This is a genomic window from Pantoea sp. JK, from assembly GCF_026130245.1.
GTDB classification, from domain to species: domain Bacteria; phylum Pseudomonadota; class Gammaproteobacteria; order Enterobacterales; family Enterobacteriaceae; genus Pantoea; species Pantoea trifolii.
Genome location: NZ_JAINFN010000004.1, coordinates 1 through 14,212 on the forward strand (window position 1 = coordinate 1; position 14,212 = coordinate 14,212).

Annotated in this window: 15 protein-coding genes; 9 read left to right on the forward strand and 6 right to left on the reverse strand. The window is 56.1% G+C overall.

The window, feature by feature from the left end; genetic code table 11:
- Positions 1-187 precede the first annotated feature (187 nt).
- The gene (pgl, locus tag PanJK_RS10360) at positions 188-1,180 is read right to left on the reverse strand and encodes a 6-phosphogluconolactonase (protein ID WP_256695959.1); all 993 of its coding nucleotides are present in this window, start codon (positions 1,178-1,180) and stop codon (positions 188-190) included.
- A 148-nt stretch (positions 1,181-1,328) separates the two neighbouring features.
- On the opposite strand from pgl, the gene PanJK_RS10365 reads away from it, so the two are divergent.
- A complete protein-coding gene (locus PanJK_RS10365; RefSeq protein ID WP_256695958.1) occupies positions 1,329-2,147 on the forward strand; it encodes a pyridoxal phosphatase in 819 nt (272 codons plus the stop codon).
- A gap of 32 nt (positions 2,148-2,179) precedes the next feature.
- On the opposite strand, the gene modC is transcribed toward PanJK_RS10365, so the two are convergent.
- The 4 genes from modC to PanJK_RS10385 all read right to left on the reverse strand — a co-directional run bounded on the left by modC (position 2,180) and on the right by PanJK_RS10385 (position 4,987).
- Positions 2,180-3,238: a molybdenum ABC transporter ATP-binding protein ModC gene (modC, locus tag PanJK_RS10370; protein WP_256695957.1), complete on the reverse strand. Its 1,059-nt coding sequence runs from the start codon at positions 3,236-3,238 to the stop codon at positions 2,180-2,182.
- Complete coding sequence (gene modB / locus PanJK_RS10375; RefSeq protein WP_176971419.1) at positions 3,238-3,930, reverse strand: molybdate ABC transporter permease subunit; 693 nt, start codon at positions 3,928-3,930, stop codon at positions 3,238-3,240. The genes modC and modB overlap by 1 nt, the downstream gene beginning before the upstream one ends.
- The gene (gene modA / locus PanJK_RS10380; protein ID WP_256695956.1) at positions 3,927-4,700 is read right to left on the reverse strand and encodes a molybdate ABC transporter substrate-binding protein; all 774 of its coding nucleotides are present in this window, start codon (positions 4,698-4,700) and stop codon (positions 3,927-3,929) included. Before modA ends, modB begins: the two co-directional genes overlap by 4 nt.
- A gap of 128 nt (positions 4,701-4,828) precedes the next feature.
- Positions 4,829-4,987 (reverse strand): AcrZ family multidrug efflux pump-associated protein, encoded by a 159-nt coding sequence (locus PanJK_RS10385; protein ID WP_007890616.1) that lies wholly within the window; start codon positions 4,985-4,987, stop codon positions 4,829-4,831.
- 118 nt (positions 4,988-5,105) lie between these two features.
- Between PanJK_RS10385 and modE the strand changes: the two genes are divergently transcribed.
- From modE to gpmA, 6 genes are all read left to right on the forward strand, one after another.
- Positions 5,106-5,888 (forward strand): molybdenum-dependent transcriptional regulator, encoded by a 783-nt coding sequence (gene modE / locus PanJK_RS10390; protein WP_256695955.1) that lies wholly within the window; start codon positions 5,106-5,108, stop codon positions 5,886-5,888.
- Between the two features lie 76 nt (positions 5,889-5,964).
- Complete coding sequence (gene modF, locus PanJK_RS10395) at positions 5,965-7,437, forward strand: molybdate ABC transporter ATP-binding protein ModF (protein WP_265299506.1); 1,473 nt, start codon at positions 5,965-5,967, stop codon at positions 7,435-7,437.
- A 214-nt stretch (positions 7,438-7,651) separates the two neighbouring features.
- Positions 7,652-8,695: a galactose-1-phosphate uridylyltransferase gene (galT, locus tag PanJK_RS10400; RefSeq protein WP_256695953.1), complete on the forward strand. Its 1,044-nt coding sequence runs from the start codon at positions 7,652-7,654 to the stop codon at positions 8,693-8,695.
- Positions 8,696-9,844: a galactokinase gene (galK, locus tag PanJK_RS10405; RefSeq protein WP_154153312.1), complete on the forward strand. Its 1,149-nt coding sequence runs from the start codon at positions 8,696-8,698 to the stop codon at positions 9,842-9,844.
- Positions 9,838-10,872, forward strand: a complete 1,035-nt coding sequence (gene galM, locus PanJK_RS10410) for a galactose-1-epimerase (protein ID WP_265299509.1) — start codon at positions 9,838-9,840, stop codon at positions 10,870-10,872. The genes galK and galM overlap by 7 nt, the downstream gene beginning before the upstream one ends.
- A gap of 150 nt (positions 10,873-11,022) precedes the next feature.
- Positions 11,023-11,775, forward strand: coding sequence for a 2,3-diphosphoglycerate-dependent phosphoglycerate mutase (gene gpmA, locus PanJK_RS10415; RefSeq protein WP_008109047.1), 753 nt, complete (start codon positions 11,023-11,025; stop codon positions 11,773-11,775).
- 60 nt (positions 11,776-11,835) lie between these two features.
- On the opposite strand, the gene aroG is transcribed toward gpmA, so the two are convergent.
- Positions 11,836-12,888, reverse strand: a complete 1,053-nt coding sequence (gene aroG, locus PanJK_RS10420; RefSeq protein ID WP_256695949.1) for a 3-deoxy-7-phosphoheptulonate synthase AroG — start codon at positions 12,886-12,888, stop codon at positions 11,836-11,838.
- A 300-nt stretch (positions 12,889-13,188) separates the two neighbouring features.
- Here aroG and PanJK_RS10425 point away from each other — a divergent pair, with 300 nt between their 5' ends.
- Positions 13,189-13,524 (forward strand): YbgS-like family protein, encoded by a 336-nt coding sequence (locus tag PanJK_RS10425; protein ID WP_256698382.1) that lies wholly within the window; start codon positions 13,189-13,191, stop codon positions 13,522-13,524.
- Between the two features lie 103 nt (positions 13,525-13,627).
- On the forward strand, positions 13,628-14,212 hold the full coding sequence (locus PanJK_RS10430) for a response regulator transcription factor (RefSeq protein ID WP_256699407.1): 585 nt from the start codon (positions 13,628-13,630) through the stop codon (positions 14,210-14,212).

The window sequence follows — 14,212 nt, forward strand, 5'->3', positions numbered from 1 at the left end:
GCATCGAGAGCCTGACTGAGTAACATAAAAAAATCCGTAATCCCTGTGAGATTACGGATTTTTGCAGAACTGGAGGATCGTTCAACCGATCATTTCGGGCTTAACTGATCGGCATTACGCCATGAATGGCGACCCTACAGCAGATTTATGCGCACCCGGTCGCCATAAATGGCGACCCTACGAGATATCACAGCTGGTGGATAACCACCCACATTGGGCCTTGTCCTACCGCGTAACGCGCCAGCGGATTAAGCAGGCCGCGCTCCTGAATCTTATACACTTCGATATGGTGCGATTTTTGTCCCGCCGCCACCAGATATTGACCGCTGTGATCAATATTGAAGCCGCGCGGCTGGGTTTCCGTCGGCTGGTAGCCTTCAATCGCCAATACCGAACCATCTTCACTGATGCTGAACACCGTAATGGTGCTGCTGGTGCGGTCGCAGGCATAGAGGAAACGGCCATCCGGCGTGATGTGGATGTCCGCCGCCCAGCGCGTGTCGCTGAAATCTTTTGGCATCATGTCGAGGCTCTGCACGCGCTCAACCTGGCCGTGCACATTGTTCAGCGCCCAGACATCGACGCTGCTATCCAGTTCGTTCACCACGTAGCCATACGCGCCGTTCGGGTGGAAAGCCATGTGACGCGGACCCGCACCTTCAACGGTGGTGACCTGCGCTTGTTCACGCGGGGACAGCGTACCGTCTGCGTTCAGTTGATACAGGCAGATGCGATCCTGCTTCAGTGCCGGTACAAACAGCGTTTGGTTGTTCAGGTCGATATTGGCGGAGTGGCAGCCGTCCAAGCCGCTGATCACCTGACTCGGCGCTTGCGGCAAACCCTCGCTGCCAATCGGGCTGATGCTGACGCAGGCATCATTGTACGAGCCGCAGAACAGATAATTACCGTGACGATCGGTGGAGATGTGGGTTGGGCTGCCCGGCAGCGGCGCTTCACCGGCCAGGCTCAGCGAACCGTCGGCCGCAATGCGGAACGCCAGCACGCGAAAATTCGGACGAACACCTACATAGAGGAAATCTTTCTTCGGGCTCACCACCATCGGCTGCACCTGGCCGGCAACATCCGTTACCTGCAATAACGTCAGTGCGCCATCTTCCTGCAACTGCCAAGCATGAATCTGCTGGCTCTCGGGACTGGCGGTATACACGACTTGTTTCATGCGTTTTCCTTATTCGCTGCCTGATGAAAGGGATAACTGTAGCGCGTTTCATTTTGTCGCGCTGGATTCATTTGTGCCCTGTTTTTTGTCTCAGGGCCGCTGCCGGGTGTAGACTCAATGCTTTGCCAACTCCCGGACGGAAAGTGTAATGAGCTACCGCGTAATCGCCCTTGACCTCGACGGCACCCTGCTGACACCGAACAAAACCATTCTGCCTGAATCCATCGAAGCGCTGGCCCGCGCGCAACAGGCGGGCGTGAAAGTGTTGATTGTCACCGGTCGCCACCACTGCGCTATCCACCCTTTTTATCAGGCACTTAAGCTGGATACACCCGCAATCTGCTGTAATGGCACCTATTTGTATGATTATCCGGCGAAACAGGTGCTGGCCGCCGATCCGCTGGATAAAAGCAAAGCCGCGCGTGTGATTAAGATGCTGGATGAGGAGAACATCCACGGTCTGCTGTATGTCGATGATGCGATGCTCTACCAGACGCCAACCGGCCATGTGACGCGGACGCTTAACTGGGCGCAATCATTGCCGGAAGCGCAGCGTCCGCTGTTCCTGCAGGTGCCAAGCCTGGCGCAGGCGGCGATTGACGCTGATTCGATCTGGAAATTCGCGCTGTCGCATCCCGACACGCGCGCGCTGCAGCAGTTTGCCGAACGAACCGAAGCCGAACTCGGTCTGGCGTGTGAATGGTCGTGGCACGATCAGGTGGATATCGCCAAAGGCGGCAACAGCAAAGGCAAGCGTCTGGCGCAATGGGTTGAAAGTCAGGGCTTTAGCATGCAAGACGTGCTGGCGTTTGGCGACAACTACAACGATCTCAGCATGCTGGAACAGGTGGGATTAGGCGTGGCGATGGGCAATGCCGATGACGCCATCAAATCGCGCGCCAAAAAAGTGATTGGCACCAACCTGGAGCCGGGTATCGCCGAAGTGATTTATCAGGAAGTATTGTAATCCGTAGGGTCGCCATTCATGGCGACCGCTTGTTATGCCGCTATCGACACGCTCTTAATCTGCGCATACAGCCACTGATCGGGACGAATCCCCAACTCATCGCGCGCCCACGGTGAAATGCGCGCCCATAACTCGCTGATGCCAATACGCAGCTTCACTTCCACCTGATCGTCAATCTCCAGCAGCTCAACCACCTGCGCCGGCAAAATATTGCGGATCGAAGTATTGTGCGGCGGCTGCAAGGCCAGCGACACATCGGCCGAGGCGATACGAATACGCAGCGGCGTTTTCAGCGGCTGATTCACCCGGCTCACCCAAATATGCTGATCGCCCAGCGACAGCGCGGTCATCGGGTAATCGGGATGCTGCTCCAGCACCTGCACGCGCAGCACGCTGGTGCGCTCGGCGAGCGGCAGCCACGGACGCATCGCCGAACTGCTCCACACTTTCTCCAGCGGACCAAAGGCTTTCACCTGGCCGGCATCCAGCACCAGCACGTTGTCCGCCAACTGCAGGATTTCATCGAGGCTGTGCGACACATAAAGAATCGGAATATCGACCTGCTTTGCCAGCTTTTGCAGATAGGGCATCAGCTCACGTTTGCGCGGCAGATCGAGCGATGCCAGCGGTTCGTCCATCAGCAGAATATCGGGCGCGGTCAGCAAAGCGCGGCCAATTGCCACGCGCTGTTTTTCACCGCCCGAAAGCGACGCGGGAAAACGCGTTAGCAGCGACTCTAAACCGAGCAGCGCCACCAGCGCGTTGAACTGCGGCTTCATTGAGGGCGACATGCCGTATTGCAGATTGCCGCGCACGCGATAGTGCGGGAACAGTCGCGCATCCTGAAACACATAGCCGATACGGCGCTTCTCTGGCGGCAAATTCACGCGCGTGGCCGAATCGAACAGCAGGCGATCGTTTAACTCGATGCGCCCGCTTTGCGGCTGGGTTAATCCGCCAATCGCGTTAATTAATGAGGTTTTGCCCGCACCCGACACGCCGAAAATGGCGGTGATGCCGCTGGCGGGAATGTTGACGTTGACGTCGAGCAGGTGATCGCCCAACTGCTGAGAAAGCTGCAGATTTAGCATTATGCCGCTCCCAGCCGTTTACGGCCCCAGCGCGCCAGCAGCTCAGACGCCACCAGCGACATCAGCGCTAACGCTATCGCCACCGCACAAAGTCGCGCTGCGGTGCCTTCCGCACCCGGCGTCTCAATCAGGGTGAACATTGCCGACGGAATGGTGCGCGTCTCGCCGGGAATGTTGGAGACAAACGTGATGGTGGCGCCAAATTCGCCCAGCGAACGGGCGAAGGCCAGCACCGTGCCGACAATAATGCCTGGCAAGGTGAGCGGTAGTGTGATGGTGAAAAACACGCGCCAGCGCCCGGCACCCAGCGTACGGGCGGCCAGCTCCAGTTTGGTATCCACCGCTTCCAGCGCAAGGCGAATTGCACGCACCATTAGCGGAAACGCCATCACGGCCGAAGCGATCACCGCGCCGCGCCAGCTAAAGGCAAAGGTGAAGCCAAACCAGTCATACAGCCATTCGCCGATAAAACCGCGACGGCCTAAAGCGATCAGCAGCAGATAACCCACCACCACCGGCGGCAGCACCAGCGGCAAATGGACGATGCTGTCCAACAGGGTTTTGCCCGGAAAGCGGCAGCGCGCCAGAATCCAGGCCATTAGGATGCCAAACGGCAAGCTGCAGATCACAGCTACACAGGACACTTTCAGGCTGAGAAAAACGGCCTGCCATTCGGGATCGCTCAATATCATTTCTTCGGCGTGAATCCATACTGTTTAAACACGGCAGCGGCATCCGGCCCCTGCAAATAGTTGTAGAAGGCTTCTACCGTTGCGTTCTGATGTTCTTTGACAATCGCCATCGGATATTCCACTGGCTTGTGGCTATCTTCCGGGAATCGTCCCACGACCTGCACGTTTTGGCTGGCCACCGCGTCCGAACCATACACGATGCCGTACGGCGTTTCATTACGCTCAACCAGCGCCAGCGCGGCACGCACATTATTAGCCGGCGCTAGCTGCGGGGATAAAGCGTCCCACGCGCCGAGTTTTTGTAATGCTTCTTTGGCATAAATGCCAGCGGGCACGTGATCCGGATCGCCCACCGCCAGACGCTCGCCTTTCAGCAGGCTTTTCCAGTCGGTTTTGCTGTCAATGGTGACCGCTTTAGCCCCAGCGCTTTTCGGCGCAATCAGCACCAGATCATTGCCGAGCAGCGTATAGCGCGTGCTGGTCACCACGCTGTTTTTCGCCACCACATCGTCCATCCACTGCTGATCGGCAGAGATGAACAGATCGGCCGGTGCGCCCTGATCAATCTGGCGCGCCAGCACCGAAGAAGAGGCAAAAGACGAGACCACTTCTACGCCACTTTTCTTCTGATACTGCGTCGCAATCTCCTGCAGCGCATTGGTCAGCGACGCCGCCGCGAACACGGTAATTTTTTCTGCGGCCACGGCGTGACCCGCCAACGAAACACCTAAAACGGTTGCAGCAGCCCAGCGGTAATTGATTGTTGGCATTTGTTGCTCCTCATTACGTTATATATTTTATAATACAACGCACGCACAAATGCGTCATGAGCTTTATATCGGCAGGATTTTACGGAAGTTCAGAAACAAAACGCCCGCAGGAAGCGGGCGTTGAGAAATTAGTGTTGTGAGCTGTTGGCAGGACGATCGTCGCGGCGGCCAAATTTTGAGATGACGTTGAAAACTTCACCCAGGCCGTAAATCAGACCGAGCATAATAGCCATCACAATCGGCACCATGATGATAGCCACAGCCAGGCTTTTTAACAGTTCCAGCATGGAAACCTCACGCAGAAAATAAAAAAGTGATTGTAACGTTTAGCGAAAAAAACGCACTGCCCTTTTCGTGCTTTTACTTTTAAGCAGTAAACTGAGCTGATTAACCTAAGGAGCTGACATGCAGGCAGAACTTTCTCTCCATATTCGTCTTCAGCAAAAGCTGTTTGCCGATCCGCGTCGCATCGAATTACTGAAACGCGTGCAGCAAACCGGCTCGATTAGCCAGGGCGCGAAACTGGCGGGCATCAGCTACAAAAGTGCCTGGGATGCGATCAATGAGATGAATCAGCTGGCCGATCAAACGCTGGTGGATCGCGCGACTGGCGGCAAAGGCGGCGGCGGTGCGCAGCTTACGCGTTATGGCGAGCGCTTGATTCAGCTGTTCCAATTGATGGAGCAAATTCAACAGAAAGCCTTCAATGCGCTGCAAAACGACAGCTTGCCGCTCGACAGTTTGCTGGCAGCGATTGCGCGCTTCTCGCTGCAAACCAGCGCGCGCAATCAGCTGTTTGGTACGGTGCTGGCCAGCGATCATCAGCAGATACAGCAACACATTGAGGTGCTGCTTGCCGATGGCGTGACGCGCCTGCAGGTGGCAATTACCGCCCGCAGCGCTGAACGCCTGCAACTCGACAGCGGCAAAGAGGTGCTGGTGCTGATTAAAGCACCGTGGATTCACGTCAGTCACGCCGCCGATAGCAGCGATAATCAGCTGGCCGCGCAGATCAGCGCGATTGAGCCTGGCGATCAGGTCAGCGAAGTATTGATGGCGTTGCCGAGCGGCGAAACGCTGTGCGCGACCGTCAGCAATGACGCGGTGAAACAGCAGAATCTGCAGGTTGGCGCCAGCGTCACCGCCAGTTTTAATGCCGAACACGCCATCATCGCCACACTGCTCTGAAATCCACGCCATGATTTGACTTCGCTTGCATCGCTGGCTAAAACTGAGCAGCACGATGCATAAAACGGAATAAATCATGGCTTCATTGCAAATTTCGCAAGGCACGTTTCACCTTAGCGACACCCGAGCACTCTCCCTCAACGATTTAATTCTCAACAGCGGCGAAAGCTGGGCGTTCGTCGGTGCCAACGGCAGCGGCAAGTCATCGCTGGCACGCGCCCTTTCCGGCGAATTGCAGCCCGGCAAAGGCAGCGTGCAACAGAATTTTCAGCGCCGCACGCGTCTTTCGTTAGAGCAGCTGCAAAAACTGGTCAGCGATGAGTGGGAACGCAATAACACCGATCTGCTGAGTGAAGGCGAAGACGATACCGGCCGCACCGCCGCGCAGATCATTCAGGACGAAGTGAAAGATGAGGCGCGCTGTCAGGCGCTGGCGCAGCAGTTTGGCATCACTTATCTGCTCGAGCGTCGCTTCAAATACCTCTCCACCGGCGAGACGCGCAAAACGCTGCTGTGTCAGGCGCTGATGGCGCAGCCGGATCTGCTGATCCTCGATGAACCTTTTGATGGCCTGGATGTGGCGTCGCGCGCCAGCCTGGCGCAAACCCTCAATGATTTGCATCAAAGCGGTTACAGCGTGGTGCTGGTGCTCAATCGCTTTGATGATATTCCCGATTTTGTCGAGAAGGTTGGCGTATTGGCGGAATGCACGCTAACCCACGTAGGCGAGCGTCGCGCGATTTTGGCTGAAGCGCTGGTGGCGCAGCTGGCGCACAGCGAAACGCTTGATGGCATGGCGCTGCCGGAAGCGGATCAACCCGATCTGCTGCCGCAGCTGGCCGAAGATGCGCCGCGCGTGGTTCTGCGCAATGGCGTGGTGTCGTACAACGATAAAGCGGTGATTGATGGCCTGAACTGGCAGGTTAATCCCGGCGAACACTGGCAAATCGTGGGGCCGAACGGCGCGGGTAAATCTACTCTGCTCAGTTTAGTGACCGGCGATCATCCGCAGGGTTACAGCAACGATTTGACGCTGTTCGGCATCCGACGCGGTAGCGGTGAAACCATCTGGGATATCAAGCAGCATATCGGCTACGTCAGCAGCAGCCTGCACCTCGATTATCGCGTCAGCTGCAATGTGCGCACCGTGGTGCTCTCCGGCTTCTTTGACTCGATTGGTTTGTATCAGGCGGTGTCCGATCGGCAAAAAGCGCTGGCGCGTCAGTGGCTGGCGTTGCTCGGTATGGATAATCAGCTGGCCGATGCGCCGTTCCACAGTTTGTCGTGGGGACAGCAGCGGCTGGTGTTGATTGCGCGCGCGTTGGTGAAGCATCCTACGCTGTTGATCCTCGATGAACCGCTGCAAGGGCTGGATCCGATTAACCGCCAGCTGGTGCGTCGCTTTGTCGATGTGCTGATTGGCGAAGGCCGCACGCAACTGCTGTTTGTTTCCCACCACGCCGAAGATGCCCCGCAGTGCATCACTCACCGCCTGAGTTTTGTCGCGCAGGAACAGGGTTACGGTTTTCTGCAAGAGTCGCTGCGTTAAATAGCGGTCGCCATGAATGGCGACCCTACAATGTAAGCGTTACCATTTCATTGCCTGGTAAGTAAGCAAATAGCACTGATAACCCCATAAAATGAGAATCGTCACCTTGTGTAAACGATACCATTTATCCAGACTGGATCACGCTTTCACGCTGGTCTTTGTGCTACTTTGATCAAAATCATTTTTATCTGTTTGCCGTTTACCAGGACTCATCATGGAAAAATTTAACCCGGTCGATCACCCGCATCGCCGTTATAACCCATTGATCGATCAATGGGTGCTGGTCTCACCCCATCGCGCTAAGCGTCCGTGGCAAGGTGCGCAGGAAACCCCGGCGCTGGAGCAACTGCCGGCGCACGATCCTGACTGCTTCCTCTGTGCGGGAAACACCCGCATTACCGGTGACAAAAACCCTAACTATAAAAGCACTTACGTGTTCACCAATGACTTTGCCGCGCTGATGACCAACACGCCAGATGCACCGCAGAGCGACGACCTGTTGATGCGCTGCGAAAGCGCGCGTGGCACCAGCCGGGTGATCTGCTTCTCGCCGGACCACAGCAAAACGCTGCCGGAGCTGCCACTGAGCGGACTGGAAGATATCGTGCGTACCTGGCAGGAACAGACCGCCGATCTCGGCCAGCACTATCCGTGGGTGCAGGTGTTTGAAAACAAAGGTGCGGCGATGGGTTGCTCCAACCCGCATCCGCACGGTCAGATTTGGGCCAACAGCTTCCTGCCGAATGAAGCGCAAAAAGAAGATGACCATCAGCGTCACTATTTTGCCGAGAAAGGCACGCCGATGCTGGTCGATTACGCGGCGCGTGAGATGAGCGATGGCAGCCGCACGGTGGTGGAAACCGAACACTGGCTGGCGGTGGTGCCGTGGTGGGCGGCGTGGCCGTTTGAAACCTTGCTGCTGCCGAAAGCCCATGTGAAACGCATCACCGATCTCACCGAGCCGCAGCGCACCGATCTGGCGCTGGCGCTCAAGCAGCTCACCAGCCGCTACGACAACCTGTTCCAGTGCTCTTTCCCCTATTCGATGGGCTGGCACGGCGCGCCGTTCAACGGCGAAAGTAACGATCACTGGCAGCTGCATGCGCACTTCTATCCACCGTTACTGCGTTCAGCCACGGTACGCAAATTTATGGTTGGCTATGAAATGCTGGCCGAAACCCAACGTGATTTAACGGCGGAACAGGCAGCTGAACGTCTGCGTTCTGTCAGCGATGTCCATTTCCGCGAGGCGCAATAAATGTCATTAAAATCCATTACTCAACAGGTATTCGCTGACACCTTCGGCTATCCAGCCACGCACAGCATTCAGGCGCCGGGCCGCGTCAATCTGATCGGCGAACACACCGATTACAACGATGGCTTCGTGCTGCCGTGCGCCATCGATTATCAAACCGTGATCGCCTGCGCCAAACGCGACGATCGTCAGGTGCGCGTGATTGCCGTTGATTACGACAATCAGCAGGATAGCTTCTCGCTGGATGCGCCGATCGAGCCGTTGAAAGAGCCAATGTGGGCCAACTACGTGCGCGGCGTGGTGAAACATCTGCAGAAACGCGATGCCAGCTTTGGTGGCGTCGATATGGTGATCAGCGGCAACGTGCCACAAGGCGCGGGCCTGAGCTCTTCGGCGTCGCTGGAAGTGGCGGTCGGCACCGTATTCCAGCAGCTGTATGCGTTGAACCTCGACGGCGCAGCGATTGCGGTGAACGGTCAGGAAGCGGAAAACCAGTTTGTCGGCTGCAACTGCGGCATCATGGATCAGCTGATCTCCGCGCTCGGTCAGCCGGATCACGCCATGCTGCTGGATTGCCGCACGCTCGGTACGCGCGCGGTATCGATGCCGGAAGATGTCGCAGTGGTGATCATCAACTCCAACTTCCGTCGCAGCCTGGTGGGCAGCGAATACAATACGCGTCGTGAACAGTGTGAAACCGGCGCGCGCTTCTTCAATAAGCCGGCGCTGCGCGATGTGACGCTGGAAGAGTTCGAAGCCTCAGCAGGCGAACTGGATGCGTTGGTAGCGAAACGTGTACGTCACGTCATCACCGAGAATGCACGCACGCTGGAAGCAGCCGATGCGTTAAGCGCTGGCGATTTGAAACGTATGGGCGAACTGATGGCTGAATCGCACGCCTCGATGCGTGACGATTTCGAAATCACCGTGCCGCAAATCGATCAGCTGGTTGAGATTGTGAAAGCAGAAATCGGCCCGCGCGGCGGCGTGCGTATGACCGGTGGCGGCTTTGGTGGCTGCATCGTGGCGCTGATGCCGACCGATCTGGTCGATGCGGTGAAAGCGGTGGTGGCCGAGAAGTATGAGGCGCAAACCGGCATCAAAGAGACTTTCTACGTGTGCAAAGCGTCCGCAGGAGCAGGCCAATGGTAAGTGATGTGAATTCCCACGCGCCAGACGGGCAACCGTGGCGCATCACCGTGCTGCGCAATCGCAACGGCATGGTCGCGACCTTTATGGATTGGGGCGCGACCTGGCTGTCAGCGCGCGTGCCCATGTTGGATCACAGCGTGCGTGAAGCGCTGCTCGGCTGCGCCACGCCGTCTGATTATCTGCATCAGGATGCTTATCTTGGCGCGACCATTGGCCGCTACGCAAACCGCATCGCCTCGGCCGAACTGAAGCCGCTTAATCTGTTGCTGGCGGCGAATCAGGGCGCACATCAGCTGCACGGCGGGCCGCAAGGTTTCGATAAGCGTCGCTGGCAGATCCTCAGTCAGAGCGAAAGCGAAGTGCACTATCGCCTCGATTCGCCGGATGGCGATCAGGGCTATCCCGGCAATTTAATCGCCGATGTCATCTATCAACTTGATGATGATAATTGCCTGTCGATTCGCTACGAAGCTCAAACCGACAAGCCCTGCCCGGTCAACCTGACCAACCATGCTTACTTTAATCTTGATGCGCATCATGGTGATGCGCGCCAGCATCGCTTACAACTGCACGCCGATCGTTACTTGCCGGTGGATAGCGAAGGTATTCCTAACGCGCCGCTGAAAGAGGTAGCGGGAAACAGTTTTGATTTCCGCCAGCCGAAGCGCGTCGCTGATGAGTTCCTCGCCGATGACGATCAAAAAGCGGTGAAAGGCTATGACCATGCCTTTTTGCTCAACACCGCTGGCGACAGCAGCCAGCCCGCCGCCCATTTGTGGTCTGCGGATGGCAAGCTGGAGCTGAGCGTGTTTACTGCCGCCCCGGCGCTGCAGTTTTACAGCGGCAACTATCTGGCAGGAACACGCGCCCGTGAGCAGGACAGCTATACTGCTTTCCAGGGCATCGCTCTGGAGAGCGAATTTTTACCGGATTCGCCCAACCATGCAGAGTGGCCGCAGCCCGATTGCTGGCTGCAACCCGGCGACAGCTGGCAGTCCGTGACGCGTTATCGCTTCACGCCGCACTGAGCCACCGGATGAAAAACGCGCACTGCGCTGCCGACAGGCTTACGCCGTGCGTTGTTTTCCGCTATGGTATGGCGCTATTAGTGAGCCGCTTCTCAGCGGCCGCAGCCGGTTTCAATACTAATCGTAAATCGAGCATTAAGGAGTAAAGCTATGGCCGTAACTAAGCTGGTACTGGTGCGACACGGCGAAAGCCAGTGGAACCAGGAAAACCGCTTCACCGGATGGTACGACGTTGATCTGTCTGACAAAGGTCGCACTGAAGCCAAAGCAGCCGGTCAGCTGCTGAAGAAAGAAGGTTTCGTGTTTGATTTCGCTTACACCTCAGTGCTGAAGCGCGCTATCCACACCCTGTGGAACGTGCTGGATGAGCTGGATCAGGCTTGGCTGCCGGTTGAGAAAACCTGGCGTCTGAACGAGCGTCACTACGGTGCGCTGCAAGGTCTGGATAAAGCTGAAACCGCCGCAAAATACGGTGACGAGCAAGTGAAACAGTGGCGTCGTGGCTTTGCCATCACTCCACCAGAGCTGGATCGCGCTGATGAGCGTTTCCCTGGCCACGATCCGCGTTACGCTTCACTGACTGACGCGCAGCTGCCAACCACCGAAAGCCTGGCGCTGACCATCGAACGCGTGATTCCTTACTGGAACGAAAGCATTCTGCCGCGTATTAAGAGCGGTGAGAAAGTGATTGTTGCTGCACACGGCAACTCACTGCGTGCGCTGGTTAAATACCTCGACAACCTGAGCGAAGACGAGATTCTCGAACTGAACATCCCAACTGGCGTGCCATTGGTGTATGAGTTCGACGAGAACTTCAAGCCGCTCAAACGTTACTATCTGGGTGATGCTGACGAGATCGCTGCGAAAGCCGCAGCCGTAGCAAACCAGGGTAAAGCGAAGTAAGCGACCGCTGAAACGCAAAAAGGCCAGACGCAAGTCTGGCCTTTTTTATTGCCACAAATCTTAACCGCGACGCTGTTTGACCGCCTGAGCCAGCTGACGCAACGCTTTCTCAGTGTCTTCCCAGCCGATGCAGGCATCGGTCACGCTCTGCCCGTACACCAGCGGTTTGCCGCTTTCAAGGCTCTGATTGCCTTCCACCAGATGACTCTCGATCATTACGCCGGTAATCGCCTGCTCACCGCCGGCAATTTGCTGCGCCACGTCATCAGCAACGACCATCTGACGCTGGAACTGCTTGCTGCTGTTGGCATGGCTGAAGTCGATCATCACCTGCGGACGCAAGCCTGCTTTCTCCAGACCGGTTTTCACTGCCGCCACGTGTTCAGCGCTGTAGTTCGGCTCTTTGCCGCCGCGCAGAATGATGTGGCAATCTTCGTTACCGCTGGTTTCGACAATCGCCGAATGACCATATTTGGTGACCGACAAGAAGCAGTGTGGCGCGCTGGCGGCACCAATCGCGTCAATCGCCACTTTGATGGTGCCGTCGGTACCGTTTTTGAAGCCCACCGGGCAAGAGAGACCGGAAGAGAGTTCACGGTGCACCTGCGATTCGGTGGTACGCGCGCCAATCGCGCCCCAGCTCATCAGATCGGCCATATATTGTGGCGTGATCATATCGAGGAACTCACCCGCTGCAGGCAAACCGATGTCGTTGATATCCACCAGCAGCTTGCGCGCCAGGCGCAGGCCGTCGTTGATCTGGAAGCTGCCATCCATAAAGGGATCGTTGATCAGCCCTTTCCAGCCCACCGTGGTGCGCGGTTTTTCAAAATAAACGCGCATCACCACTTCGAGATCGTCTTTCAACTCATCACGCAATGTCAGCAGACGCGACGCATACTCTTGCGCAGCCTGAGTATCGTGAATCGAGCACGGACCGATCACCACCAGCAGACGATCATCCTCGCCATGCAGAATGCGGTGAATCGCCTGACGTGACTGCGCAACGGTTTGGGCTGCTTTATCGGTGGCGGGGAATTTTTCAAGCAAGGCAACAGGAGGAAGTAACTCTTTGATCTCTCTGATGCGTAAGTCGTCGTTCTGGTAATCCATACACAATTCCATTCAAATTTCTGGCCCAACGTCCGTCGGGCGCAACCCGCCCACTTTAGCCCTTCGCGCGGTAGCTGTAAATTACGCACCGCGCTTAAAATGTACATCTCAAATTTGCATTTATATATCCATGCACTAAGCTTTTTAAATGTAAGCACTAAGGAATGAAGTGTTTACAAAATTTAATATTTAAGCGAAGCGTATAAGGTGGAATTTTATTCCATCGCGGCACGCTATTTTCGTCACTTAACACCCGTGCGTGTTTGACGGCAACTATCCATTAATTACTGGAGCATAATGATGAATAAGTTTGCAATGATCTTTCTGACGGCAGCGATGACTTTAGGTAGTGGTGTTGTAATGGCTGCAGACAATAATGGCGCGGCTAACGCTTCAGCAGAAGCAGGCGCAGCAGCCGGTGGTGCAAAACAAAATCTGCCACCGAATAAAGTTGATAATAGCAAAATCAACAGCGGCAGCATGAACACCAATAGCGCTGCAACATCCGGCACCGACACCAGCAATATGTCTGCGGAACAGGTTCATAAAAATTCAATGTGTAAAGAGGGCAAATGCCCTGACATGAACAAAAAAGTCGGAACCAAGCATCATAAGACCGATGGCACCACGCAATAAGTAAGTCATTGGTATCAATCGGGAGAGCTTCGGCTCTCCCTTTTATTTTGCCCCCCGCCCTTTTCCGCTATGCTGAAGCAATGAAATTCACAGGAACTGATTCATGGCTTCATTGCTGCTTATTGATGATCACCCGTTAGTTGAAGTCGCACTGGAAGCGGCTTGCGTTAATGCTCCCATCACGCTGAAAATTCACGCCGCTGGCGACGAAGCTCAGGCACGCCAACTGCTGCAGCATCATCCCATCGATTTAATTGTGCTGGATATAGGCTTACCCGATTGCGACGGCCTTGAGCTGCTGCGCCGGTTACGCGTGCGCAATCAGCACTGCCCGGTATTAATCTATTCCGCGCAGCAGAGCCGCCACACGCTGCTCAGCGCGGTATCGCTGGGCGCCGCCGGTTACGTGGTGAAAAGCCAAAGCATGGCGCAACTATTGAGTGCGATTCTGGCAGTACTTGGCGGACAACAGGCTTTTCCGCCGCTGCCAGAGCGTATCGAACTGCCGTTAACCGAGAAAGAGCAGCAGATTGTGGCGCTGCTGGTGCGCGGCTTATCGAATCTGCAGATTGGCGAGCAGCTGCACATCAGCAATAAAACCGTCAGCACCCACAAGAAAAACATCCTGGAGAAAACCGGCGTGCAATCGGTGGTTGAGCTGGCTGAGCTGTGGAAAGCGCAGCAGTGA